A 24593-nucleotide genomic window follows, 5' to 3' on the forward strand; every position below is an offset into this window, starting at 1 on the left:
CCTCCCGGATATGAGATCCAGGACGATTCTTGAGGTTGCTGGGCCGCATCGGCTTTTTCCCGAAAGCCGGAAACCACCTTTCGGGCCGATGCCCTAGCGGAGCGATGCCCAAAGCAGCGGACGCGGCCGCCTGAGGCCGGGCAACTAGTGCAATTTCACCCGCGCCACGGTCCGTCGGGTGATCGCCCGCGCCAGCGCGTCGAGGGCGGTCTTCCAGAAGCCGTTCACCGCGGTCTCGTGCATCTTGTAGAGCGAGCGGTACATCAGCCGGGCGAAGAGGCCGGCGATGAACATGTTCTTCCCCTGGATGAAGCCCATCAGGTTGCCGACCGTGGTGTATTCCCCGAGCGAGACCAGGGAGCCGAAGTCGCGGTATTTGAAGGGCTTGAGCGGCTTGCCGGCGATCTTGTTGGGAATCTGCTTGAGCAGATGCGCGGCCTGCTGGTGGGCGGCCTGGGCGCGCGGCGGGATCGGCGTGTCGGAGCCCTGCTCGACGAGGTAGGCGCAATCGCCCATGGCGAACACGTCCGGGTCGCGGGTGGTCTGCAGGGTGGGGGTGACGACGAGCTGGTTGTTGCGCGTCGTCTCCAGGCCGCCGAGATCCTTGAGGAAATTCGCGCCCTTCACGCCCGCGGCCCAGACCACGAGTTCGGAGGGGATGAAGCCGCCATCGGCGAGTTGCACCCCGTCGGCCCGCACCTCGGTGACCCGCGCCTTCACCCGCACCTCGACGCCGATCTTGGACAGCAGCGCCATCACCTCGGACGAGAGGCGGGCCGGGACGGCGGGCAGGATGCGGTCGGCGGCCTCGACCAGGGTGATCTTGAGGTCTTTGGCCGGATCGATCTTGTCGAGGCCGGTTTTGGCGACCTCGCGGGTGGTGCGGTGGAGTTCGGCCGCGAGTTCGGTGCCGGTGGCGCCCGCGCCGATCACGGTGACGTGGAGCTGACCCGGACGAACCGGGCCTTCCTGCGTATGGGCGCGCAGCATCCCGTTGACGAGGCGCTGGTGGAAGCGCACCGCCTGCTCCTGCGTGTCCAGCGCGATGGCGTGCTCCTTCACGCCGGGCGTACCGAAATCGTTGGTGGTGGAGCCCACCGCCATCACCAGCGTGTCGTAGGGGATCGCGCGCACGGGCGTGACCTCGCGCCCCTCGCTGTCGAGGCTTGCCGCGAGCTGGATCACGCGGTTCTCGCGGTCGAGCGCGGTCATCTCGCCGATGCGATACCGGAAATGGTTGGCGTGGGCGTGGTGCAGGTAATCGACCGCGTGGTGGCCGACATCGAGCGAGCCGGCGGCCACCTCGTGCAGCAGCGGCTTCCAGATATGGGTGCGGGCCCGGTCCACCAGGGTCACGTGGGCCTTGCCCGATTTGCCGTACTTGTTGCCGAGCGCGGTCACCAATTCCAGACCGGCCGCGCCTCCTCCCACCACGACGATCTTGTGCAGATCGGTGATCGACTCGCTCGGAACCATCCTCGCCCCACTCCAGATCGGGCCGCCTCTCCGGGTAGCCCGTTGCCAGTTTGGAACGATCTTACACCAGCAATCGTGAATCGGCCCACACCATCGATGCGCGGGTGGGCCGCGGGGCGGGCAGACGCTACGGGGCCGGGGCGCCCGGCTGGCGCAGGGGATGGGCGCGGGCGACCGCGTCGAGGGTGAGCAGAGCCTCGGCAATTCGTTTCACCGTCGGATAGGGCGCGGTGTCGATGCCGAAGATGCCGGTGCCGACCCACAGGCTGATCAGGCAGAGATCGGCATGGCTCACCGCGTCGCCCTGGCAGTAGCGGCCGGTGCCGGGCTCGTTCGCGAGCCGCTTCTCCAGAACCGTGAGGCCGGTGGTGAAGGCGTGGCGCAGGAAGTCGAGCATTTTTTCGCGCGGCAGCCCGTAATGCTCCATCAGGAAATTGCGCACGCGGGGCACGTAGAGGGGATGGGTGTCGCAGGCCACGACCTGGGCCAGCGAGCGGGCGCGAGCCCGCTCGCGCGGGTCTGACGGCAGCAGCTTCACGCCGCCCTGCGTCTCCTCCAGATAGTCGAGGATCGCCAGCGACTGGGTGATCGGCGGCCCGTCGCCGTCGAACAGGGCCGGCACCGCGCACTGCGGGTTGATCGCCAGGAAGTCGGGCTTGAACTGGTCGCCCGCGTCGAGGTCGAGAAAGACCTCTTCGTAGGCGATGCCCTTCAGGTTCATCGCGATCCGCACGCGGAAGGCCGCCGCCGAGCGCCAGTTGCCGTACACTTTCATGGGCGGTTTCCTTCTTCGCTCAAAACGCCTTGAGGGTCAGCTCGGTATGCTCGACCTGGGGCGGGCTCTCGAACGTGTCGGAGACCAGCGCGCGATAGTCCTTCCAGGCCTGCGAACCGGTGAAGTCCCGAGTGTGCGCTTCCAGGGTGTCCCACTCGATCAATAGGCGATAGCGCTGTGGCTGCTCGACCGAGCGACGCACTGCGAAGCTGCGACAACCCTTGGCGGCGCGGAAGATCTCGGCGGCTGTTGTGATGCCGGCCTCGAACGCGGGCTCGGAGCCCGGCTTCACGTCGATCTGGGCGATTTCCAGGATCATGCGTTCCGTGTCCTTTCGATGAGCGGCGCTGGACATAGCGTTTCTCACAAAACGCCCGCTGCACTGTCGCGGCCAAAGGGGAACCGGCCGCGAAAGGGAGTTCTGTGAGGCACTCATAGTGCGCGGACGCGAAAAAGGCCCCTCCCTTTCGGGAGAGGCCCCTGTTCGGCCGTCAGGTACCGGACTGCGTTACGCCGCGAGCGAGCGCAGCACGTAGGGCAGGATGCCGCCGTTGCGGAAGTATTCCAGCTCGTCGAGCGTATCGATCCGGCAGGTCAGCGGCACGTCCCGCTTGGTGCCGTCGGCCGAGGTGATCTCGGCCGTCAGCGTCTGGCGCGGCTTCAACTCGCCGGCCAGGCCCTTGATCGTCACGGTCTCGTCGCCCTTCAGGCCGAGCGACTGCCAAGAGGTGTCGCCCTGGAACACCAGCGGCACCACGCCCATGCCGACGAGGTTCGAGCGGTGGATGCGCTCGAAGCTCTCGGCGATGACGGCGCGGACACCCAAAAGCTTGGTGCCCTTGGCCGCCCAGTCGCGCGACGAGCCGGTGCCGTATTCCTTGCCGGCGAAGACGACGAGCGGGGTGCCCTCCTCCGCATACTTTTGAGCGGCGTCGTAGATGAACAGCTTCTCGCCCGAGGGCTGGAACAGCGTCCAGCCGCCCTCGACCACGTTACCGGTCTCGTCCTTCACCATCTGGTTCTTGATGCGGATGTTGGCGAAGGTGCCCCGCATCATGACTTCGTGGTTGCCACGCCGCGTGCCGTACTGGTTGAAGTCCTGCACCCGCACCTGATGCGATTGCAGGTATTCACCGGCGGGCGAGGCCGCGCGGATGTTGCCCGCGGGCGAGATGTGGTCGGTGGTAATCGAGTCGAGGAACAGGCCGAGGATGCGGGCGCCCTCGATGTCGGTGACCGGATCGGGGGTCTTGCTCATGCCCTCGAAATAGGGCGGGTTCTGCACGTAGGTCGAGCCGCCGTCCCAGGCGAAGGTCTCGGCCTCGGTCACCTCGACGCCCTGCCAGTTCTGGTCGCCGCCGAACACGTCGGCGTAGCGGCTCTTGAACAGGGAAGAGGTGATGTTCTCCTCGATGAAGCGGTTCACCTCCTCAGAGGACGGCCAGATGTCCTTGAGGTAGACCGGCTGCCCGTCCGAGCCCTGGCCCAGCGGCTCGGTGGTGATGTCGATCTGGAGCGAGCCGGCCAGCGCGTAGGCCACTACCAGCGGCGGCGAGGCGAGGTAGTTGGCGCGCACGTCGGGGTTCACGCGGCCCTCGAAGTTGCGGTTGCCCGAGAGCACGGCCGCCGCGACCACGTCGTTGTCGTTGATCGCCTTCGAGATCGGGGCCGGGAGCGGGCCCGAATTGCCGATGCAGGTGGTGCAGCCGAAGCCGACCAGGTTGAAGCCGAGCGCATCCAGGCTCTCCTGCAGGCCGGACTTGTCGAGGTACTCACCGACGACCTGGGAGCCGGGGGCGAGCGAGGTCTTCACCCACGGCTTCGAGCGCAGGCCCTTGGCCACCGCGTTGCGGGCGAGCAGGCCGGCACCGATCATCACGCTCGGGTTCGAGGTGTTGGTGCAGGAGGTGATGGCCGCGATCACCACGTCGCCGTGGCCGATGTCGAAGTTGGTGCCCTCCACCGCGTAGCGGCGGGAGATGTCGGCGGCCCGCTTGAACTCCTTCTCCATGGAATCGGCGAAACCGGCCTTGGCCGCGTCGAGCAGCACCCGGTCCTGCGGGCGCTTCGGGCCGGCGAGCGACGGGCGCACGGTGCCCATGTCGAGTTCGAGCGTGTCGGTGAAGACCGGGTCGGGGGTCTTCGCGTCGCGCCACATGCCCTGCGCCTTGGCATAGGCCTCGACCAGCTCGATCCGGTCGTCGGCGCGGCCGGTGACCTTCAGGAAGTCGATGGTCTTCTTATCGATCGGGAAGAAACCGCAGGTGGCGCCGTATTCCGGGGCCATGTTGGAGATCGTGGCGCGGTCGGCCACCGCCATGTCGTCGAGGCCGGGGCCGTAGAATTCCACGAACTTGCCGACCACGCCCTTCTTGCGCAGCATCTGCGTGACGGTGAGCACGAGGTCGGTCGCGGTGGTGCCCTCGGGCAGCTTGCCCGACAGCTTGAAGCCGACGACCTCGGGGATCAGCATCGACAGCGGCTGGCCGAGCATCGCCGCCTCGGCCTCGATACCGCCGACGCCCCAGCCGAGCACGGCCAGGCCGTTGACCATGGTGGTGTGCGAATCGGTGCCGACCAGCGAATCCGGATAGGCAACTTCGGCGCCGTCCTCGATCCGGGTCCACACCGTCTGCGACAGGTATTCGAGATTGACCTGATGGCAGATGCCCGTGCCCGGCGGGACGACGGAGAAGTTATCGAAGGCCGACTGGCCCCATTTGAGGAAGGTGTAGCGCTCGCCGTTGCGGGCGTATTCGAGGGCGACGTTGTCGCCAAGGGCCTTCGGGGTGCCGAACTCGTCGACGATCACCGAGTGGTCGATGACGAGATCGACCGGCACCAGCGGATTGATCTTCTGCGGGTCGCCGCCGAGCGCCACCATGGCGTCGCGCATGGCGGCGAGGTCCACCACCGCGGGGACGCCCGTAAAGTCCTGCATCAGCACGCGGGAGGGGCGGAAGGCGATCTCGGTCTCGGCCTTTCCCTTGTTGCCGAGCCACGCCACGGCGGCCTCGATGTCGCCCTTGCGCACCGAGCGGTCGTCCTCGAACCGGAGCAGGTTCTCGAGGATCACCTTCATCGAGAACGGCAGGGCGGCGGAGTCGGCCAGGCCGTTCTGCTGCGCCTGCGGGATCGAGTAATAGGTGTAGGTCTTGCCCCCGGCTTGAAGCGTCTGGCGGGACTTGAAGCTGTCGAGCGATGCCACGGCTTGTCGGATCCTGAAGCTGGCGTTGTCGAACACGGCGTAGGCATAACCTGCGCCACGAGAGGTGTTCGGCCGTATGCGCTCGTGAAAGAGCGCGCGCCGCCCCGGGGGCGCCCGGGAAGAGTGCCGGAACCGACACTCAGGATGGTGCGCGAGGGGCGATTTGGACGCCCTAGGAGGATCGCGCGGCGCAGCCTGCGCGGTCTATAGAACGTTTCGAATCTGGCCGCTACTGCCTCCTGCGTGGGCAGTGACGGTCGCCCATGCTTGAAACGGCGGGTTATGTCGCCTCGGGCGGCGGCGTCCCGAAGCAGCGACTCACCGCCTCCCAGAACGCGGACAATTGATTGGGCGTGAGGCGGGCCAGCCGGTCCTCCAAGAGCTTACGCCCGGCAAGGGCCGCCGGGTTCCGCTCAAATTCGGCCTCGGTGGGGTGTGCGCTCGCGCCCGAATCCACGGCCGTCTCCTGTCGGGTCCGTGACTGGACCTGAACGATCAATGCGGCGCACGACGCGTGGTTCGCCTCCGACCTCGGTTTAGGCTACGCGGTCGCAGGATAGGGCGCCTCTCCCCCCTTTTGGGGAGGGGAAACGCGCGCCTTCCCATCGCTGCCGGCCCGACAGCGATGGGTAATTCGAATGCGGGGCCGGAGAACGGGCGCGTGGCGTCACAGGACAACCCGTGCGGTTGATCGTCGAAAACCTCGCCTGCCGCCGCTCGGGGCGCCGGATCTTTTCCGGGCTCTCCTTCGCCCTCGCGCCGGGCGAGGCGCTGATGGTCACCGGGCGCAACGGGGCGGGCAAGTCGAGCCTGCTCGCCATGCTGGCCGGACGGCTCAAGCCTGATGCCGGGACGATCCGCGGGGAAGACATCGGCGAGGCCTCGCTGCCGGAGCGCCTGCACGTCGTCGGCCATCGCGACGGCCTCAAATCCGCACTGACTGCGCAGGAGAACCTCGATTTCGCCCGCGACCTTCTGGGCGACGCCGCGCTGAGCGCGCCCGAGGCGCTCGCCGAACTCGGCCTGCCGCACATGGCACGGCTGCCGGTGGGCTACCTCTCGGCCGGGCAACGGCGGCGGGTGGCGCTGGCGCGCCTCCTCGTCTGCCGCCGCCCGCTCTGGCTCCTCGACGAGCCGACCGCGGCCCTCGACCTCGCCTCCCAGGAGGTGCTCGCCGCGATGATGGCCCGGCACCGGGCCGAGGGCGGGCTCGTCGTCGCCGCGACCCATCAGGCGCTCGGGCTGGAGGATGCCCGCGAATTGCGCATCGGCCCGCCCTCGGCGGAGCAGGCCCTGGACGATCGGATCGAGGAGAACTGGGCATGATCCGGGCGTTCACGGCGTTGCTCGCCCGCGACCTGAAGCTCGCCGCCCGCGTCGGCGGCTCCGGGGCGCTGTCCCTGGTCTTCTTCCTGATGATCGTGGTGATGGTGCCGTTCGCGCTCGGGCCCGACCTCAACCTCCTGTCGCGGATCGGCCCGGCGATCCTCTGGCTTGCCGCGGTGCTGGCGACGCTGATCGGCCTCGACCGCCTGTTCCAGTCCGACGAGGAGGACGGATCGCTCGACCTGATGACGGGGGCTGCGGTGCCGCTCGAACTCGTGGTTCTGGCGAAAGTGGCCGCCTATTGGCTCACCACCGGTCTGCCGCTGGCGCTCTCGGCGCCGCTGTTCGGGCTGCTCGTGGCGCTCTCGCCGACCGCGATGGGGGCCACTGCCCTGACGCTTCTCGTCGGCACGCCCGCGCTCGCCTTCATCGGCGCGGTCGGCGCCGCGCTCACCGCCACGATCCGACGCGGTGGCCTGATCCTGGCGATCGTGGTGTTGCCGTTGATGATCCCGACCCTGATCTTCGGCGTCTCGGCCACGGAGGCCGCGCTCGGCGGCACCGTGCCGTTCACCACGCCGCTCGCGGTGCTCGCGGCCCTGAGCCTGATCGCCGGCGTGATCGGGACGCTCGCCGCCGCCGCCTCGCTCCGCTGGTCGGAATAGGGCCGGGCTACTTGTTGCAGCCGATGCAGATGCCGGTGTCGATCGCGTCGTTCTTACGTTCCGTCCGCGTCTCGCGGTCGATGGAGCGCGACTCGCTCCGGTCGATCCGGTCGAGCCCGCCGCCGCCCGCGGGCGGCATGGTGCGGCCGACGGCGGAGGTGTTGGGCGCCGTCACCGTCGAGGACGGGCTGCCGCCGGTCCCGGTCTGAGGGCCTTGCGCTGCGGCTGCCGTGGCGAAGAAGGCGCCGAAAACGGTCGCGAACAGGATGCGGTGGGTCATGGTCGAACTCCCTGGCCGGTCAACGCCGGGGCGAAGCCTGAGTTTCACCCGTCTCAGTCCGGCCAGTGGATGGTGCCCTCGCGTAGGCCGAGCATGGGCCGGTCCGCGAGGCCGAAGGCGTCGGACTGATCCTCGACCACGCCCGAGACGCTGACATGGCAGGCATCGTCCAGGGCGCCGCCCTCGCAGAGGCCGTCCGTCCGGCGCATCCGAATCGCGCCGGATTCCGCCAGCCGGACCAGCACCCTGCGCAGCGTCGGCGCCGCGTTGGCTGCCGCCTGCGGCCCGAGCCCGAGGCAGGTCGCTTCGCTCTCCGTGGCGAAGACGAGGTGGCAGTCGTCGAGCGTCACCCGCTGGCCGATCAGCGGATCGGCCGCGGCCGGGAATTCGACCGCCGCGATATGGGCTTCCGTCGCCCTGACTGCGGTGGAAGCTGGCAGGGTCGTGAGCAGGATGGGGAGGAGAGCCGGAATCCGCATGTCGTCGACGCCTCGGGAAGTTCGTTCACGAGGCTAAGCAAGGCGCGTGCGAGATGGGGCAGCATGCCTCGAAACCGTGGACAAGGATCCCGTCGCTCGGAGGTGATTCGGGCGGTTCTGGCCGCCGCTTCGCCTCTATGTCCCTCAGGCTTCGCGAGCGACGATGGCCCGGAACGGCGTCTCCCCCCTCGACCCTACGGCGTCTTCGTTCTGCCGCCGCCATCGGTGACGTGGGTGTCCTGCGTCTGGGTCGGGCCGGTGCGCTCGAAGGCGAACACGATCACGACCGCGGCCAGCAGCAATGCGGCGGGGAAGACGAGCATCCAGCGGGGCATCGGGGTCTCCGGCGGCTGTCATTCAGCCCGCTCATCATGAACCGTGCAGGGCCCGTTTTCGTTTCGTGCCCCCTGCCGACGCCGGTCGGACGCCGAGAAATCCCTAATCCATGCGTCCTGCGCATGCCCGGGATCGTTTCCATCGGGATTGTTTTGTGCAGCGCACCGTGAGACTAAAACGCCATGCGAGATCGCGATGGCGTCGCGGTCCCGTTGCCCTTCTTGGGCGTTTCCTCCCTAGACTTCGGGCCGCCCTCCATCGGGGCGGCCTTTTTTCTTGCCTGTTCCGGTTCGGTGGGCGGAACACAAGAAACCGCGCGAGGGGCGCGACATCCGGTTGACCGTGATGGTCCCGGCCTTCTAGCTAGACCGTAGACGGTTCCCGAAAGGGATCAAAAGGGAACGCGGTGAGGGGCTATCGGCCCGAACCCGCGGCTGCCCCCGCAACTGTGAGCGGAGAGTCCCCCATCACGACGTCACTGGGCGCCTCGCCTGGGAAGACGATGAGGGACGGCGACCCGCGAGCCAGGAGACCTGCCGTCCGCCGTGGTCACACGCGAAACACGCTGGGCGGGGTGCCCCGGCGGGTGTCGGAGCGCGGGTGCCCGAGACGGTCCCGTGCCACGGCCTCGTTCGCGGTGACGTGCCACTGTCGCCGTCCGAGGCCCTGAAACGCCATGTCCGCTCCTCGCTGCCGCCGCGCGCGGCCGATGCTCGCCGCTCTGTCTGCCGCCCTCCCCTTCGCCGCCACGGCGCAAGTCCTTTCGCCCGCCGAGACCCGGCTCGATGAGATTTCCGTCTCGGGCGCGGCCGCCGTTCCGGCGAACGCGCCCGCCGACGCCGTCGGTGCCGAAGCCGCCGCGCTCCTGCGCAAGCCGAGCCTGACCCAGGCCTCGCCGGTCGGCCTCAACCTGAACACGCCGTCCCGTGGGGCGAGTCGCCTCGGTCTCACGCCGCGGGAGACGCCGGCGAGCCTCGACATCGTCTCCGGCGAGACCATCCGCCTGCGCGGCCAATCCTCGGTGCTGGAGGCGGTCTCGCAGAACGGCACCGGCATCTCGATCTTCGGCACGCCGGGTTTCGGTCTCGGCGCCTTCAGCGCGCGGGGCTTTGCCGGGCAGAGCTCGATCCAGACGCTGTTCGACGGAACCCGGCTCTATGTCGGCGCCAACACCCTGACCTTCCCGTTCGACACGTGGAACGTCGAGCGCATCGAGGTGCTGCGCGGGCCCGCTTCCGTGCTCTACGGCGAGGGCGCCATCGGCGGCATCGTCAACGTCGTCTCGAAGAAGCCGCTATTCACCCCGCTGAACGTCGCCCGCGTCGGCCTCGGTTCGGACGGGCTGGTGCGCGCGGCGATCGATTCGACCGGGCCGATCGGCGAATCGTTTGCCTATCGCCTCAACGTCAGCGGCAACCGCGCCGACGGCTGGATTTCGCCCAACGGCGACTTCCGCAACCTCGCGGTCTCCGGCGCGCTGACGTGGCAGGCGACGCCCGACCTCGCCGTCACCCTGAGCCACGACCTCGGTTATCAGGAGCCGGTGCGCTACTGGGGCACGCCGCTGGTGAACGGGCGCGTGCTGGATAGCGTGCGCTTCAACAACTACAATGTCCGCGATTCCAAGATCAACTGGGCGGACAACTGGACCCAGCTCCGCACCGAGTGGACGCCGTCCGCCGACGTCACGATCCGCAACACCGCCTACCGCCTGCAGAGCCGGCGCCATTGGCTCGATGTCGAGCAATACGTCTACAACCCGACGACCCGACTGGTCGATCGCTCCGATTACATCGACATCACCCACCGCCAGGAGCAGATCGGCAATCGCTTCGACGCGACGTTCCGCGGCTCGCTGTTCGGCCTGCCGAACCAGTTCACGGCCGGCTTCGACGTGAACCGCATCACATTCCGGCACGACAACAACTTCACCGACAACTCTTTCTCGGATCCACCGTCGAGCGTTGCCTTGGTCGGCTACGATCCGGGCCTCTTTCCCGCCGACGGCCGGGCGAAGCCGGCCTACGTGACTCACACGAATCAGGCTTCCGTCTTCGCCGAGAACCGGTTGGAGCTGACCGACCGGCTCTCGCTGCTGGCGGGCGTCCGCTTCGACGCGCCGACGCTCCAGCGCACGAACCTGCTGGCGACTGAGCCCGCGAACCGCTTCTTCGAACGCTCGTACCAGGCGCTGGGCTACCGCTTCGGCCTCGTCTACGCGCTGTCGCCGGACACGACGCTCTACGCGCAATACGCCACCGCCACCGATCCGGTGAACAGCCTGATCTCGCTGTCGCAGTCGCTGGCGAATTTTAGGCTCTCGACCGGCGATCAGGTCGAGGTCGGCGCCAAGGGGCTCGCCTTCAGCGGCGCGGTCGAGTGGACGCTGGCCGGCTACCGCATCGTCAAGAAGGATTTGGTCTCCCCGGTGCCGGGCACACAGGTCGGGGTTCAGGTCGGTCAGCAATCCTCCTACGGGGCGGAGGCAGCCCTGTCGTGGCTGCCCCTGGCCGGTTGGCGCATCGACGCCAACCTCGCCCTGCTGCAGGCCCGGTACGACAATTTCGGCGCTTTCACTGGCAACACGCCGATCGACGTGCCCGAGCAGGTCGCCAATCTCTGGATCAACTGGGCGTTCGCCCGCGACTGGGAGGCGCGGGTCGGCGTGCAATATGTCGGCGCGATGTTCTCCGATTTCGCCAATACCGGCCGCCGCCCGGACTACGCCCTCGTGACGCTCGGCCTCGACCGGCAGGTCACGCCGGCCTCGCGCCTGTCGTTCCGGGTCTCCAACCTGCTCGATACGGTCTACGCCCTCGACGGCACCGCTGCTGGCGGCGTGAACACCAATTGGTATCTCGGTCGGCCTCGAACTTTCGAAGTCGCCTATACGGTCGCTTGGTAACCATAGAGAATTGGCTCGAAAGATGACTGTGGCGGATTCTGCGAAAGCCGTCGCGGCACAAAAATCGATAAAAACCGCTTGTCTCCCGTAAGACACGGGTGGCCCGAAAGCGAAAGCCGCGGCGAGCGAATGCTTGCGCGCCGCGGCTCTCCCTCCTATCGCTTGAGACACGCGTTTGGGGGATGATGATGGCGACCACCGTGTCCGATTACCGGGCTCTGCTCTCGGGCTCGTCATGGTGGGGCGGCGCTACGGTCGGCAAGCCCGCCTTCGTCACCTACTCGTTCGAGGTGCGCTCCTACGAGACGGTCGCCGGCGCGCCCTGGTCGAACGATTTCCGCGCCTCGTTCCAGCCCCTGACCGAGGCCGAGAAGGCGGTCGCCCGCGACGCCCTGAAGGCCTGGGGCGATGCCAGCGGTCTCGTCTTCCTCGAAGCGGATGCCGGCCAGGGCGACATCCGCTTCGCCACCTACGACCTCGCCAAGGATCCGAACAAATCGGAGGCGGCCGGCTACGCCTACTATCCCTCGGTCTTCCTCGGCAGCGACTACGGCTACGACCAAGCGGTCGGTGGCGACATCTACCTCGACGATGCTGTCGCGGGCTATTCCCTCGACGATATGACCCATGTCATCGCCCACGAGCTCGGCCATGCGCTTGGGCTCAAGCACCCGTTCGACGGCGATCCGGTGCTCAAGCCAGAGCTGGACGACACCGACCACACGGTGATGAGCTACGACGGCTACGGACCCAAGCTCGGACCGTTCGACCTCGACGCGATCCGCTACCTCTACGGCGGCCCGGATCGGGATGGGAAGCAGGTCGCCTCGTGGTCCTGGAACGCGGCGACCGACACCCTGACCCAAACCGGCTTCGCGACCGCCGATACGATCCGCGGCGTCGCCTCGGCCGACGTGATGTACGGGATGGGCGGCAACGACCTCCTGTTCGGCGGTCGCGGCAAGGACCGGCTCGACGGCGGCGCGGGCAACGACAAGCTCTTCGGCGATGCGGGCGACGACATCCTCGACGGCGGCGACGGCAACGACACCCTGCGGGGGGATGCCGGCTCGGACCGGCTGAATGGCGGCGCGGGCAACGACGTGCTCGAAGGGGGCGATGGCGACAACGTTCTCACGGGCGGTCTCGGCGACGACACGCTCAACGGCGGCCTCGGCCGCGACCAGCTCGACGGCGGCGACGGCACCGACACCCTGCGGGGCTGGAGCGGCAACGATACCCTCGACGGCGGCAAGGGCAACGACACCCTCGACGGCGGCGACGGTGACGATGTCCTGGCCGGCGGCCTCGGCGACGACACGCTCAACGGCGCCATCGGCCGCGACCGCCTCGACGGCGGCGACGGCAAGGACACGCTTGCGGGCTGGGAGGGCAACGACGTCCTTGTCGGCGGCGCGGGGGACGACACACTGTTCGGCCAAGCCGGCGCCGACCGTCTCGTCGGCGGCCTCGGCAACGACTGGCTCATCGGCGGCGATCAGGCGACGTCTGCTGCTGGGGATATCGACACGGCGGTATACAGCGCGTCGAATGCGCCGATCGTCGTCTCGATGAAGGGCACTTACGAGATCGTCAACAACACTTACGTCTTCTACAACGCCAAGGGCGCGGACATCGGCTACGACCGCTTCAGCAGCATCGAAAACGTCGTAGGCGGTGCAGACAACGACATCATCGAGGGCAATGCCGACGCCAACGATCTCGACGGGCGCGGCGGCAACGATCGGATGTCAGGCGGCGCGGGCGACGACACTTATCGCGTAAACTCCGCTCGCGATGTCGTCATCGAGGCAAAGGGCGAGGGCCGCGATATCATCATGGCGTACGCCACCTACGCGCTCGCCGCCGGTCAGGAGGTCGAAGTGCTCCAACTCGCCCCGACCTCCAGCGCGGGCCTTCGAAAGCTGTTGGGTAACGAATTCAACCAGGCTTTGGTTGGTAACGACGGGGCCAATCTGCTCGACGGCGGCCTCGGCAACGACGTGCTACGCGGGGGCAAGGGCGCCGACCTCTTCGTGTTCTCGACGAAGCCCGGCAGCACCAACATCGATCACATCGTCGACTTCGCTGCCGAGGACACGATCCGACTGTCCAAGAGCGTGTTCACGGCGCTGACCGCGGGCGACCTCGTCGCCACAGCGTTCAAGGATGTCGGCAAGGCAGCGGTCGATCTCGACGATCGTATCCTCTACCGGCAGACCACCGGCGAGCTGTTCTACGATGCGGACGGTTCGGGCAAGGGGGCGAGCGTGAAGATCGCCGTGCTCGACAACAAGGTGGCGCTGACGGCGGACGATTTCTTCATCGTCTGATCGTTTCTGGCGCCGCAGATCCCCGGATCGAGTGTGTCTCGGGCAAGGCGGTCGCGTTTAAGCCATGGCGCCTCAGACACGGGTGCAGACTTCATAATGTTTGTTGTTTTTTGAAAGTGGCGAGCGATGCGAAGTCGTTCTGGAAATACGACCGCGAGCGGCGCTCCACCGCGAGATCATGGGGCGATGCGAAGCTGACAGTTTCACAATCGAGATCTCACGACGACTATCCAGTCGACGTGGGGTGTAGCCGACAGGGGCCGAGGCCATGGCTTTCAACCCGTTCCGGCGGACGGCCGTACCCTTGCGGGCACATGTCATCCATGTCACCGGTGCAGTCCCGGGACGTTTTGCGGTCCTCACAACCGATCCGGGAACGGCGCTGGCTGCTGTCATCACGGGGCTCGACCAGTGCGACATCGCCGAAGTTACGAGCGAGGTGCTGGCCCCGGAGGCCGTCGCGATCCTCCGCCTCGAACCGGGCCGACCGCATCGTCTGACTTGATCTGCCGCTTGGGCGGCTCGTCCCATCGACGGTCCCAACATGGCCGTTCCGGTCAGCGGGCGACCACGTATCGATCCATCAGGAAACCGACCGTAAAGGCTGAGAAGATCCAGCCCAAGACGTAGAGATAATCAATCGTGATCGGAAGATTGGGTTCGTAGCCGAGTCGGACCCACTCGACGATCTGAACCAACGGGTTCCACTTCATGATCGAGTATATCTGTTCCGGCATGTAACAGCCCATGAACATAATTCCGCTCGAAATATAAAGAAGGATTGCGATCACGACATACATCAGCATCCAGAACGGAAAAATTGAAACCATCGCGACGTTAAAAACTCCAACTCCAAGCCCCATTGCGATGGCAGCCAGAAATCCGGTTATTGCCATGGTCATATCGACAGGAAGTGGATCGACGCCCCAACACATGAGGAATACGAAGACAACACCGAGGCCCATGAAGCTGCTGCAAATTTCAACCAAGCCGCGCGCGACCATTGTATCGACGCGTTTGACTTGGGGGAACCACGTCAAGGCTTTATGAATGCCGTATCCCTTCATCATCTCGCGAGAGATGTATTTGAAGGATAGAAAGGGAAAAGCGCCCGTGGCAATGAAAAGGAGCGGCGAATCTCCCATTGGAGATTCCATTCCGCGGATGTGCATGAGCGTAACAAGTAGAAAGACGTGCGCGGCCGGCCATAGCATTTGGACCAAATAGCCCCAGTACGAGCCGAAGAACCGACTGCGCATATCGCGCAGGATGAGCGCGCTGAGGACGCTAAGATAGCCGTCGACCTGTGTTGGACGCTCCGAAGCGGATCGGGTCGGCGGTTGTACCTGATGTCGACTGACCGAGACGGCCGTGGTCGCTGTGCTCATGGAATCCGTCGCACGCAAGAAGGCGATCGCGGCTTGATGGACCGCAATCGCGCCGAAATCAGGGAGGGAATGCAGCCGTCATACGAAGTGGCGGAAGGCGACGCGCTCGTCCCGATCCGCATCGTCGTCGAGCGCCGTGTTGTCCGTTGGATAAGCGACGCCGATCCCGATCAGCGAAACGCTCAGCAGGACCAACCGACGAACGAGCCGGCGAGCCCGCCGCTGGAGAGCATGGGCGTCCGTCCAAACGATGCGACGATCCAACATGGCCCTTGCCCCCGCATCCGGCTCGCACAGCGACGGCCTTTCGCATGCGGCGGGAGCTTGGCTCTTTTATGGCGCAGCCCTTCCCGAGCGCGTGAGGTCGATGCCAATGAAAATTTTTGATTGCGCCTCGCTCTCGTTTGCTTCCCGAGAGCGCTCATGTCTCACTGACACACACGCGAGTCCGGGAGCACGCCTTGTCTGACGAACGACGGCGCCTGACACGTCTCAACGGGTTCAAGTTCGGGACCTGTCGCCAACTCGATGGAACGACTGTGACGGAATGCCTGATCTGGAACCATAACGAGCAAGGCGCACTGCTCGAGTTTCCCGACACGTTCGGTCCTGGCGCGGCCTTCCGCCTGAACTGCCCGGAACTCGCCATCGACGCCGCCTGCCGCGTCGTCTGGCATGACGGGCGCGAATGGGGCGTGGCCTATGCGGACTGACCGCCGTGTCGACGGCGTGGTGGGCGGTGAGGGACTCGAACCCCCGACCCTCTCCGTGTAAAGGAGACGCTCTACCAACTGAGCTAACCGCCCGGCCATGACGCGCGAAGCGTTACGGAAGCGCGGGCGCGCGCGCAAGACGCTGGCCGTCGTCCCATCCGCTTCCGGCACGAAAAAGGCCCCCGGAGCCTGCGCTCCGGGGGCCTTCTCATACTTGTCCGGCTCGCCCCTAATGGGCGACGAGCGTGGCGCTGTCGTCGTCGCCGCGGGCCGGGGCCTTGGCCGGCAGAGGCTCGTCCCACTCGATCGGCTCGGGCTGGCGCACCAAGGCGTGCGTCAGCACCTGATCCATCCGCGAGACCGGGATGATCTCCAGCCCCTGCTTCACGCTGTCGGGCACCTCGGCGATGTCCTTGGCGTTCTCCTCGGGGATCAGCACCGTCTTGATGCCGCCGCGGAGCGCGGCGAGCAGCTTCTCCTTGAGGCCGCCGATCGGCAGGACGCGGCCCCGCAGGGTCACCTCGCCGGTCATCGCCACCTCGCGGCGCACCGGGATGCCGGTGAGCGTCGAGATGATCGCGGTCGCCATGGCGATGCCCGCCGACGGCCCGTCCTTGGGGGTCGCCCCCTCCGGCACGTGGACGTGGATGTCGCGGCGCTCGAACAGCGGCGGCTCGATGCCGAAGTCCAGCGCCCGCGAGCGGACGTAGCTGGCCGCGGCCGAGATCGACTCCTTCATCACGTCGCGCAGGTTGCCCGTGACCGTCATCTTGCCCTTGCCGGGCATCATGACGCCCTCGATCGTCAGCAACTCGCCACCGACCTCGGTCCAGGCCAGACCCGTCACCACGCCGACCTGATCGTCCGCGTCGATCTCGCCGTAGCGGAACTTCGGCGGGCCGAGGAAGACCGGAAGCGTGTCGGGGTTGCCCTCGACTTGCCGGACCTTGGTGATCAGGATCTCCTTCACCGCCTTGCGGATCAGGTTGGAGATCTCGCGCTCCAGGTTACGGACGCCCGCCTCTCGCGTGTAGCGGCGGATGAGCATCATCAACCCGTCGTCGGTGATCGACCACTCGTCGGTCCCGAGCCCATGCTTCTTCATCGCCTCGGGGATCAGGTGGCGGCGTGCGATCTCCAGCTTCTCCTCTTCGGTGTAGCCGGCGATGCGGATCACCTCCATGCGGTCCATGAGCGGGCCGGGGATGTTGAGCGTGTTCGCGGTCGTCACGAACATCACGTTCGACAGGTCGTAGTCGACCTCGAGGTAATGGTCGTTGAACGTCGCGTTCTGCTCCGGATCCAGCACCTCGAGGAGCGCCGCGGACGGATCGCCGCGGAAATCCATGCCCATCTTGTCGATCTCGTCGAGCAGGATGAGCGGGTTCGAGGTCTTGGCCTTGCGCATCGACTGGACGATCTTGCCGGGCATCGAGCCGATATAGGTCCGGCGGTGGCCCCGGATCTCGGCCTCGTCGCGCACGCCGCCGAGCGACATCCGCACGAACTCACGCCCCGTGGCCTTGGCGATCGACTTGCCGAGCGAGGTCTTGCCGACGCCGGGCGGGCCGACGAGGCAGAGGATCGGACCGGTCAGCTTGTTCGTCCGCTGCTGCACGGCCAGATACTCGACGATCCGGTCCTTGACTTTGTCGAGACCGAAGTGATCCGAGTCGAGGAGCGCCTGAGCCCCGAGCAGGTCCTTCTTGATCTTCGAGCGCTTGCCCCACGGGATGCCGAGCATCCAGTCGAGGTAGTTGCGCACGACCGTGGCCTCGGCCGACATCGGCGACATCTGGCGGAGCTTCTTCAGCTCGGCGGTGGCCTTCTCGCGGGCCTCCTTCGTCAGCTTGGTCTTCTCGATCTTCTCTTCCAGCTCGGCCAGCTCGTCGCGACCGTCCTCGTCGCCCAGCTCCTTCTGGATCGCCTTCATTTGCTCGTTGAGGTAGTACTCGCGCTGGGTCTTCTCCATCTGCCGCTTGACGCGGGTGCGGATGCGCTTCTCCACCTGCAGCACGGAGATCTCGCTCTCCATCAGCGACAGCACGCGCTCCAGGCGCGCGGCCACCGTGGGAATCTCCAGGATTGCCTGCTTGTCGGCGATCTTGACCGCGAGATGCGAGCCGACCGTGTCGGCGAGCTTCGAGGGCTCGTCGATCTGCGTGACGGCGGAGACGACCTCGGGCGAGATCTTCTTGTTGAGCTTCACGTAGTTCTCGAACTCGGAGATCACCGAGCGGGCGAGCGCCTCGGCTTCGACGCGGTCGCCGAGATCGTCGTCGAGGGTGAGCGCGCGGGCCTCGTAGAACTCGTCGGAGCGGACGAACTCCTCGATCTGGGCGCGTCCCGCGCCCTCGACCAGCACCTTCACGGTGCCGTCGGGCAGCTTCAGGAGCTGGAGGACGGAAGCGAGCGTGCCGATCTTGTAGATCGCGTCGGTCGCCGGATCGTCGTCGCTGGCGTTGATCTGGGTCGCGAGCAGGATGTGGCGGTCCGAGCGCACGGCTTCTTCCAGCGCACGGATCGACTTCTCGCGGCCGACGAAGAGCGGCACGATCATGTGCGGGAACACGACGATGTCGCGCAGCGGCAGGACGGCGTAGGAGCCCGTCGAACCGGGGACGACCGGCTGGCGCGATTTCGACTGGGTCATGGGGTTTCCCTTATCTGTTGACGCCGGGCATGCGCTCCTCGGATCGAGCAAGCATCCTGCCAGGTGCCGACCGGGCCGCGAAGGGTCGGGGGCGAATGATACGTCTGCGGCTGGTAGCGCAGCCCGCACCTTGGGAAGAGCGGGGGAGAGGAAGAAGCGTGCCGGCTGCGATGGACCTGAATTGGTCCTTCGCCGGCGCGCTTTCAAGCGGCCACCCCCGAACGAGAAAGGGCCGCCGGCTTGTGCCGGGCGGCCCTTTTGACTGCCGATCAGGCGCTGACGCTGGCCGGTGCGTCCTTGTTGCGGTCGCCGTGGATGAAGAGCGGCCTCGACTTGCCGTCCACCACCTCCGGCCCGATGACCACCTGCTCGACCGAGTCGAGCCCGGGCAGATCGTACATCGTATCGAGCAGGATGGTCTCTAGGATCGACCGCAGGCCGCGGGCGCCGGTCTTGCGCTCGATCGCCTTGCGGGCGACGAGGCTGAGCGCCTCGTCCTGGAACGTCAGCTCGACGTTCTCCATCTCGAACAGGCGCTGGTACTGCTTGACGAGCGCGTTCTTCGGCTCCTGCAGGATCTTCTTGAGGGCCTCCTCGTCGAGGTCCTCCAGCGTGGCGAGCACGGGGAGACGGCCGACGAATTCGGGGATGAGGCCGAACTTCAGCAGGTCCTCCGGCTCCACCGAGCGGAACACTTCGCCGGTGCGGCGGTCGTCGGGCGCCTGGACGCTGGCGCCGAAGCCAATCGACGTGCCCTTGCCGCGCTGGGAGATGATGCGCTCCAGCCCCGCGAAGGCGCCGCCGCAGATGAACAGGATGTTCGTCGTGTCGACCTGCAGGAACTCCTGCTGCGGATGCTTGCGCCCGCCCTGGGGCGGCACGGAGGCGACGGTGCCCTCCATGATCTTGAGGAGTGCCTGCTGCACGCCCTCGCCCGACACGTCGCGGGTGATCGACGGGTTGTCGGACTTGCGGGAGATCTTGTCGATCTCGTCGATGTAGACGATGCCGCGCTGCGCCCGTTCGACGTTGTAGTCGGAGGCCTGGAGCAGCTTGAGGATGATGTTCTCGACGTCCTCGCCGACATAGCCCGCCTCGGTCAGCGTGGTCGCGTCCGCCATGGTGAACGGCACGTCGAGGATGCGGGCGAGCGTCTGGGCCAGCAGCGTCTTGCCCGAGCCGGTCGGCCCGATCAGCATGATGTTGGACTTGGCCAGCTCGACGTCGTTGTGCTTCGTCGCGTGCGCGAGCCGCTTGTAGTGGTTGTGCACCGCCACCGAGAGGACCTTCTTGGCGAAGTCCTGACCGATGACGTAATCGTCGAGGACGCGCCGGATTTCCTTCGGGGTCGGGACGCCGTCGCGGCTCTTCACCAGCGAGGACTTCGATTCCTCGCGGATGATGTCCATGCACAGCTCGACGCACTCGTCGCAGATGAACACCGTCGGGCCCGCGATCAGCTTGCGGACCTCGTGCTGGCTCTTGCCGCAGAACGAGCAGTACAGCGTGCTCTTCGAGTCGTTGCCGCCGGTCTTGCTCATGTCGGTCTCCGGTTCGCGGGCGCGGCCCCAGCCAGCAGGGCGCGCGCTTCGGTCATAGGATGTAAGCGCATCCGCCTAAAGAAACAGTCACACCGCGCGGATGCGTCGGGAGTGAGGCGCTCGAATCCCGATGCAACCACGCTGCCGCCTCGGGATCAACCGGCCCCGGGGGCCGGGCAAGCGCCGAATGGCCGCATGGTTTGCCGGCGTGCCCCGGACGCCTCACTCGGACGCGTCCGGGTCATCCGCCTCACGCAGCGGCGGGTTCCGGGCGCTTGTGCAGGATGTCGTCGATCAGGCCGAACTCCTTGGCCGCCTCGGCGGTCATGAAGTTGTCGCGCTCGAGCGCCTGATGGATCGTCTCGTAGTCGCGGCCGGTATGCTTCACGTAGATCTCGTTGAGGCGCTTCTTCAGGGCCTCGATCTCGCGGGCATGGATCAGGATGTCGGTCGCTTGCCCCTGAAAGCCGCCGGAGGGCTGGTGCACCATGATCCGGGCGTTCGGCAGGGCGAATCGGTGGCCGGCTTCGCCGGCCGTCAGCAGCAGCGAGCCCATCGAGGCGGCTTGGCCGACGCAGAGGGTCGTGACCGGGCAGCGGATGAACTGCATCGTATCGTAGATCGACAGGCCCGAGGTCACCACGCCGCCGGGCGAGTTGATGTAGAAGGAGATTTCCTTCTTCGGGTTCTCGGCCTCGAGGAACAGGAGCTGGGCGACGATCAGGGAAGCGCCCTGGTCTTCCACCGGACCGGTCAGGAAGATGATTCGCTCACGCAGAAGCCGGGAGTAGATGTCGAACGCCCGCTCGCCGCGGCTCGACTGCTCGACCACCATCGGCACGAGCGAGTTGTGGAAGTAATCGACCGGATCTCTCATGTCAGCCCTCGGCTCCGGGTCCGGCCCGGACGAATCGCCCGGGGCCGGAGGTTACAGCGAACACGGCGCACGTTAACGCCGTCTGATCTTCGTCAACCGCGAGGCGCCCGACCGGCGGGCGCCCCGTGACCACGTTCCGATCGCGCCCGCCGCGGAGCCGCTGGGCGTCGATCAGCCGGCGGCCTGCTCGGACGCCGTCTCGTTCTTGTCACCCTTGGGCTCGTCGGCCTTCGACGCGGAGGCGTCGGCCTCGTCGTCCTCGGCGAAGAGCGCCTCCTTCGAGACGGGCTCCTCGACCACTTGGACCTGACCGAGGACGTGGTCGACGACCTTCTCCTCGAACAGCGGCGCGCGAAGCTCGGCGAGCGCCTGGGGGTTGTTGCGGTAGAAGTCGTAGACCTGCTTTTCCTGACCCGGGAACTGCCGGATCCGGGCGAAGAGGGCCTGGTTGACCTCGTCATCCGAGATCTTGATATCGGCGGTCTCGCCGACTTGCGCAAGCACCAGCCCGAGGCGCACGCGGCGTTCGGCGATCTTGCGGTACTCGGCCTGCGAGGCCTCCTCGGTGGTGCCTTCTTCCTCGAAGGTCTTGCCGCGGTTCTTCAGGTCCTGCTCGACCTGGGCCCACACGGCGGCGAACTCCTGGTGCACCAGGGAGGGCGGCAGCTCGAAGGCGTACTTGCCGTCCAGCGCGTCGAGCAGCTCCTTCTTGAGCTTGCGGCGCGACTGGGCCTCGTAGTCGGAGCCGATCGCCTTGGAGACGGCTTCCTTCAGCTTCTCCAGGTCGTCCATGCCGAAGCGCTTGGCCAGCTCGTCGTCGATCTTGGCCTCGCCCGCCGCCTTGACGGCCTTCACGGTCACGTCGAACTCGGCATCCTTGCCGGCGAGCTGCTCGGCCTGGTAGCCCTCGGGGAAGGCGGTCTTGACGACGCGGCTGTCCCCGACCTTGGCGCCGACGAGCTGATCCTCGAAGCCGGGAATGAAGGTGTTGGAGCCGAGTTCCAGCGGGACGTCCTCGCCCTTGCCGCCCTCGAACTCGACGCCGTCGATGCGGCCGACGAAGTCGATCACGACCTGATCGCCAACTTGCGCCTCCGCACCCCCCTCGCGGTCCTCGAAGGAGCGACCGTCCTTGGCCATGCGCTCCAGCGCCTCGGTGATCTCCTCGTCGGAGGGCTTCACCACGAGCTTCTTGATCGAGACGTCGGAGAGGTCGGCCAGCTCGAAGCTCGGCAGCACCTCGAGCTTCACCTTGAAGGCGAGGTCGCCCTTGGCATCGAGCGCGCGCTCGATGATGTTCTGCTCCTCGTCCTTCGGGAACTCGATCTGCGGCTCCAGCGCCAGCTTGAGGCCCTTGTCGGCCACGATCTGCTGGTTGGCCTCGTTGACGGCGTTCTGCAGCACGTCGGCCATCACCGACTTGCCGTAGACCTTGCGCAGATGCGCCACCGGCACCTTGCCGGGGCGGAAGCCCTTGATCTGGACCTTGCCCTTGATGTTCGAGAGCTCGGTGTTGAGGCGATCCTCAAGCTCGGTGGCGGGGAGGAGTACCTGAAACTCGCGCTTCAGCCCCTCGGAGGTCGTCTCGGTCACCTGCATCGTCGTTCGTCCGCTTTTTCAAAAACCGCAATCTCGTCCTCGATGCCGCGGCGCCGCTGGAGACCCGTTGGAGGGCTCCGACGGCGCGAACGCCCGGCGGGGACCGGCCCGGTCCCGAGGCCGGGCCGATGCGGACTTGGTGCGGGCGGAGGGGCTCGAACCCCCACGTCTTGCGACACTGGAACCTAAATCCAGCGCGTCTACCAGTTCCGCCACGCCCGCGAGCGCTTGAGCGACATGGCCCTGTCCGGGCCTTCGAAGCGCGCGTCTATAGCACGCGCACCGGAGGCCGCAGCAAAAATTTGTTCTTGGTTGGCCTCAGGCGCCGGCGGCCGCGTCCGCGGCCTTAGGCTATCGCTTCGCTAGACGCCTCGGCTGACGCCGAGGCCCGCTCCGCGCGGCGCTCTTCGCGCCGGGCCATACGGCCGTGCCTCCTGCGAGCGACGGTTGTCGATCGTCTCGACCACTTCCGGCCGTGATTGGCGCATCCCGAACGGCCCGGCTACAACGCGGGCCCCTGCCCCGTCAGCCGAACGAGCCCCCATGCGAATGCCCGCCCCCGAGGCCCGACCCGAGCCGACCCGGGAGGCGGACGGCCTGTCCCGGCGCGCGCTGATCGCCGGGAGCGCGGCCCTGACGCTGGCGCCCTTCGCCGCCGCAGCGCAGGCGCCTCGCAAGCCGGCCCCCGCGGCCAAGCCCGCCGAGGCACCCGCTGCCGAGGCCAAGCCGGCCGAGGTGAAACCGCTCAAGGCCGCTCCCGCCAAAACCCGGCTCAAGCCCGAGCCCGCCCCCGAGACCGCCGTATGGCGCCTCGGTTCGGAATCCGCCCCCCCGGTCCTGCGGATCAAGCTCGGCGAGGCTTTGCGCCTTCGCGTCGAGAACGGCACCGACAAGCCGCTCTCCCTTCACTGGCACGGGGTGCGCAACCGCAACGCCATGGACGGCGTCGGTGGCGTCACGCAGGCGCCGATCGCGCCGGGCAAGGACTTTCTCTACGATTTCACCCCGCCCGATGCCGGCACCTTCCTGATCCGGCCGCTCACCGTCGGCGGAGCGAGCGAGCCCTCGGGCCGCGGGCTGGCGGGTCTGCTCGTCGTCGAGGAGACGGCCCCGCCGCCGGTCGATCAGGACGTGAGCCTGTTGCTGCAAGACTGGCGCCTCGACGAAGCCGGCGCCCTGCTCCCGTTCGGGCAGGTGGAATTCGCGGCGGCCGCGGGCCGGCTCGGCAACGCGGTGACGCTCAACGGACAGCCAATCCCGCTGACGCTCGAAGGCCGCCCCGGCAGCCGGGTGCGGTTGCGGCTCGCCAATGCCTGCAACGCGCGGGCGATCCGCATCCGCTTCGACGGGGTGAAGGTCTACGTCGCGGCGGTCGACGGCCAGCCCGCCGACACGTTCGAGCCGCTGAAGGCCACCCTCCCCTTCGCCCCGGGCACCCGCTACGACCTGCTCCTCGATCTGCCGAAGGAGGCCGGTCCGGCCGGCACGATCACGGCGCTCGTCGGCCAGGGCCTGCCCCTTGCGACGCTGACCGTCGCGGGCGAGGCGGCGGCGCAGGCCGGGCGCGGGCCGATCGCCTCGATCCCCGAGAACAAGCGCCTGCCCGACGAGATCAGGCTCCAGAGCGCATTTCGCCGCGACCTCGTGATCACCGGCGGGGTGAAGCCCGACCGCACCAAGCCCGGCGCCGAGACGCCCTATACGGGCGACCCGAGGAAGGTCTGGCAGATCAACGGCGCGAGCGGCGCGGCGGGCGCGGGCCCGCTGTTCACGGTCAAGCGTGGGCAGGTCGTGGTGCTGACGATCCGCAACGACACCGGCTTCCCGCAGATCCTGCACCTTCACGGCCACGTCTTCCGCCTGCTCCACCTCCTCGACGACGGCTGGGAGCCCTACTGGCTCGACACCGTGCAGATCCCCGAAGGCCGCCACGCCCAGATCGCGTTCGTGGCCGACAATCCCGGCCGCTGGCTCCTGTCCTCGACGGTGCTGGAGCGATTCGATACGGGACTCTGGACGAGCTTCGAGGTGAGCTGACG

Annotated in this window: 20 protein-coding genes, 2 tRNA genes and 1 riboswitch; of the genes, 8 read left to right on the plus strand and 14 right to left on the minus strand. The window is 67.0% G+C overall.

Going from position 1 to position 24593, the window contains the following annotated elements; all coding sequences use genetic code 11:
- Positions 1 to 144: 144 nt before the first annotated feature.
- From BM140_RS17570 to acnA, 4 genes are all read right to left on the minus strand, one after another.
- Positions 145 to 1476 carry an NAD(P)/FAD-dependent oxidoreductase gene (locus BM140_RS17570; RefSeq protein ID WP_091949314.1) on the minus strand — a complete coding sequence of 444 codons (1332 nt, stop codon included), beginning with the start codon at positions 1474 to 1476 and terminating at the stop codon, positions 145 to 147.
- A 127-nt stretch (positions 1477 to 1603) separates the two neighbouring features.
- A complete protein-coding gene (gene maiA, locus BM140_RS17575; RefSeq protein WP_091949316.1) occupies positions 1604 to 2251 on the minus strand; it encodes a maleylacetoacetate isomerase in 648 nt (215 codons plus the stop codon).
- Positions 2252 to 2270: 19 nt separating this feature from the next.
- Positions 2271 to 2570 carry an antibiotic biosynthesis monooxygenase family protein gene (locus BM140_RS17580; RefSeq protein WP_091949319.1) on the minus strand — a complete coding sequence of 100 codons (300 nt, stop codon included), beginning with the start codon at positions 2568 to 2570 and terminating at the stop codon, positions 2271 to 2273.
- A gap of 189 nt (positions 2571 to 2759) precedes the next feature.
- Positions 2760 to 5459, minus strand: coding sequence for an aconitate hydratase AcnA (gene acnA / locus BM140_RS17585; protein WP_091949503.1), 2700 nt, complete (start codon positions 5457 to 5459; stop codon positions 2760 to 2762).
- Positions 5460 to 6140: 681 nt separating this feature from the next.
- Between acnA and ccmA the strand changes: the two genes are divergently transcribed.
- On the plus strand, positions 6141 to 6785 hold the full coding sequence (gene ccmA, locus BM140_RS17595) for a heme ABC exporter ATP-binding protein CcmA (RefSeq protein ID WP_091949325.1): 645 nt from the start codon (positions 6141 to 6143) through the stop codon (positions 6783 to 6785).
- Complete coding sequence (gene ccmB, locus BM140_RS17600) at positions 6782 to 7450, plus strand: heme exporter protein CcmB (RefSeq protein WP_091949327.1); 669 nt, start codon at positions 6782 to 6784, stop codon at positions 7448 to 7450. The genes ccmA and ccmB overlap by 4 nt, the downstream gene beginning before the upstream one ends.
- A gap of 7 nt (positions 7451 to 7457) precedes the next feature.
- On the opposite strand, the gene BM140_RS17605 is transcribed toward ccmB, so the two are convergent.
- From BM140_RS17605 to BM140_RS25930, 3 genes are all read right to left on the minus strand, one after another.
- Complete coding sequence (locus BM140_RS17605; RefSeq protein WP_091949330.1) at positions 7458 to 7730, minus strand: hypothetical protein; 273 nt, start codon at positions 7728 to 7730, stop codon at positions 7458 to 7460.
- 53 nt (positions 7731 to 7783) lie between these two features.
- A complete protein-coding gene (locus BM140_RS17610) occupies positions 7784 to 8209 on the minus strand; it encodes a hypothetical protein (protein WP_244535474.1) in 426 nt (141 codons plus the stop codon).
- 194 nt (positions 8210 to 8403) lie between these two features.
- Entirely contained in the window at positions 8404 to 8544 is a 141-nt protein-coding gene (locus BM140_RS25930) for a hypothetical protein (RefSeq protein ID WP_165616486.1), read from the minus strand.
- A 359-nt stretch (positions 8545 to 8903) separates the two neighbouring features.
- A riboswitch (cobalamin riboswitch) is annotated at positions 8904 to 9100 on the plus strand.
- A gap of 121 nt (positions 9101 to 9221) precedes the next feature.
- Here BM140_RS25930 and BM140_RS17615 point away from each other — a divergent pair.
- The 3 genes from BM140_RS17615 (at position 9222) to BM140_RS25485 (ending at position 14288) form a co-directional block, all read left to right on the plus strand.
- A complete protein-coding gene (locus BM140_RS17615; RefSeq protein ID WP_091949333.1) occupies positions 9222 to 11450 on the plus strand; it encodes a TonB-dependent receptor in 2229 nt (742 codons plus the stop codon).
- 188 nt (positions 11451 to 11638) lie between these two features.
- Entirely contained in the window at positions 11639 to 13783 is a 2145-nt protein-coding gene (locus tag BM140_RS26615; protein WP_165616487.1) for a M57 family metalloprotease, read from the plus strand.
- Between the two features lie 268 nt (positions 13784 to 14051).
- Positions 14052 to 14288, plus strand: coding sequence for a hypothetical protein (locus BM140_RS25485; protein ID WP_131803876.1), 237 nt, complete (start codon positions 14052 to 14054; stop codon positions 14286 to 14288).
- Positions 14289 to 14340: 52 nt separating this feature from the next.
- Here BM140_RS25485 and BM140_RS17625 read toward each other — a convergent pair whose 3' ends face one another.
- Complete coding sequence (locus tag BM140_RS17625) at positions 14341 to 15171, minus strand: ABC transporter permease (protein ID WP_091949339.1); 831 nt, start codon at positions 15169 to 15171, stop codon at positions 14341 to 14343.
- A 36-nt stretch (positions 15172 to 15207) separates the two neighbouring features.
- Between BM140_RS17625 and BM140_RS25490 the strand changes: the two genes are divergently transcribed.
- Together BM140_RS25490 and BM140_RS25495 are read left to right on the plus strand one after the other, a co-directional pair.
- On the plus strand, positions 15208 to 15558 hold the full coding sequence (locus BM140_RS25490) for a hypothetical protein (protein WP_131803878.1): 351 nt from the start codon (positions 15208 to 15210) through the stop codon (positions 15556 to 15558).
- Positions 15559 to 15632: 74 nt separating this feature from the next.
- A complete protein-coding gene (locus BM140_RS25495) occupies positions 15633 to 15884 on the plus strand; it encodes a hypothetical protein (protein WP_131803879.1) in 252 nt (83 codons plus the stop codon).
- A 17-nt stretch (positions 15885 to 15901) separates the two neighbouring features.
- Here the strand turns inward: BM140_RS25495 and BM140_RS17635 are convergent.
- The 6 genes from BM140_RS17635 to BM140_RS17660 all read right to left on the minus strand — a co-directional run bounded on the left by BM140_RS17635 (position 15902) and on the right by BM140_RS17660 (position 22776).
- Positions 15902 to 15977 (minus strand) — tRNA-Val (locus BM140_RS17635).
- Between the two features lie 136 nt (positions 15978 to 16113).
- Positions 16114 to 18537 carry an endopeptidase La gene (lon, locus tag BM140_RS17640; RefSeq protein ID WP_091949345.1) on the minus strand — a complete coding sequence of 808 codons (2424 nt, stop codon included), beginning with the start codon at positions 18535 to 18537 and terminating at the stop codon, positions 16114 to 16116.
- A 269-nt stretch (positions 18538 to 18806) separates the two neighbouring features.
- Positions 18807 to 20078 carry an ATP-dependent Clp protease ATP-binding subunit ClpX gene (gene clpX / locus BM140_RS17645; RefSeq protein WP_091949348.1) on the minus strand — a complete coding sequence of 424 codons (1272 nt, stop codon included), beginning with the start codon at positions 20076 to 20078 and terminating at the stop codon, positions 18807 to 18809.
- A gap of 250 nt (positions 20079 to 20328) precedes the next feature.
- Positions 20329 to 20955 carry an ATP-dependent Clp protease proteolytic subunit gene (locus BM140_RS17650; RefSeq protein WP_091949351.1) on the minus strand — a complete coding sequence of 209 codons (627 nt, stop codon included), beginning with the start codon at positions 20953 to 20955 and terminating at the stop codon, positions 20329 to 20331.
- A 171-nt stretch (positions 20956 to 21126) separates the two neighbouring features.
- Positions 21127 to 22554 carry a trigger factor gene (gene tig, locus BM140_RS17655; RefSeq protein WP_091949353.1) on the minus strand — a complete coding sequence of 476 codons (1428 nt, stop codon included), beginning with the start codon at positions 22552 to 22554 and terminating at the stop codon, positions 21127 to 21129.
- A gap of 137 nt (positions 22555 to 22691) precedes the next feature.
- Positions 22692 to 22776, minus strand: a tRNA-Leu gene (locus tag BM140_RS17660).
- 321 nt (positions 22777 to 23097) lie between these two features.
- Here BM140_RS17660 and BM140_RS17665 point away from each other — a divergent pair.
- Complete coding sequence (locus BM140_RS17665; protein WP_091949356.1) at positions 23098 to 24591, plus strand: multicopper oxidase family protein; 1494 nt, start codon at positions 23098 to 23100, stop codon at positions 24589 to 24591.
- Positions 24592 to 24593: the final 2 nt, after the last annotated feature.

This window comes from Methylorubrum salsuginis (genome assembly GCF_900114375.1).
Taxonomy (GTDB): Bacteria; Pseudomonadota; Alphaproteobacteria; order Rhizobiales; family Beijerinckiaceae; genus Methylobacterium; species Methylobacterium salsuginis.

Coding starts and splice junctions, on each gene's coding strand:
- BM140_RS17650 (WP_091949351.1), bottom strand. CDS start 20,955: ATGAGAGATCCGGTCGATTACTTCCACAACTCGCTCGTGCCGATGGTG.
- BM140_RS17570 (WP_091949314.1), bottom strand. CDS start 1,476: ATGGTTCCGAGCGAGTCGATCACCGATCTGCACAAGATCGTCGTGGTG.
- BM140_RS17580 (WP_091949319.1), bottom strand. CDS start 2,570: ATGATCCTGGAAATCGCCCAGATCGACGTGAAGCCGGGCTCCGAGCCC.
- BM140_RS17605 (WP_091949330.1), bottom strand. CDS start 7,730: ATGACCCACCGCATCCTGTTCGCGACCGTTTTCGGCGCCTTCTTCGCC.
- ccmB (WP_091949327.1), top strand. CDS start 6,782: ATGATCCGGGCGTTCACGGCGTTGCTCGCCCGCGACCTGAAGCTCGCC.
- BM140_RS17610 (WP_244535474.1), bottom strand. CDS start 8,209: ATGCGGATTCCGGCTCTCCTCCCCATCCTGCTCACGACCCTGCCAGCT.
- BM140_RS25485 (WP_131803876.1), top strand. CDS start 14,052: ATGGCTTTCAACCCGTTCCGGCGGACGGCCGTACCCTTGCGGGCACAT.
- BM140_RS25930 (WP_165616486.1), bottom strand. CDS start 8,544: ATGCCCCGCTGGATGCTCGTCTTCCCCGCCGCATTGCTGCTGGCCGCG.
- tig (WP_091949353.1), bottom strand. CDS start 22,554: ATGCAGGTGACCGAGACGACCTCCGAGGGGCTGAAGCGCGAGTTTCAG.
- clpX (WP_091949348.1), bottom strand. CDS start 20,078: ATGAGCAAGACCGGCGGCAACGACTCGAAGAGCACGCTGTACTGCTCG.
- maiA (WP_091949316.1), bottom strand. CDS start 2,251: ATGAAAGTGTACGGCAACTGGCGCTCGGCGGCGGCCTTCCGCGTGCGG.
- BM140_RS25490 (WP_131803878.1), top strand. CDS start 15,208: ATGGACCGCAATCGCGCCGAAATCAGGGAGGGAATGCAGCCGTCATAC.
- BM140_RS17615 (WP_091949333.1), top strand. CDS start 9,222: ATGTCCGCTCCTCGCTGCCGCCGCGCGCGGCCGATGCTCGCCGCTCTG.
- BM140_RS17625 (WP_091949339.1), bottom strand. CDS start 15,171: ATGAGCACAGCGACCACGGCCGTCTCGGTCAGTCGACATCAGGTACAA.
- lon (WP_091949345.1), bottom strand. CDS start 18,537: ATGACCCAGTCGAAATCGCGCCAGCCGGTCGTCCCCGGTTCGACGGGC.
- BM140_RS26615 (WP_165616487.1), top strand. CDS start 11,639: ATGGCGACCACCGTGTCCGATTACCGGGCTCTGCTCTCGGGCTCGTCA.
- BM140_RS17665 (WP_091949356.1), top strand. CDS start 23,098: ATGCGAATGCCCGCCCCCGAGGCCCGACCCGAGCCGACCCGGGAGGCG.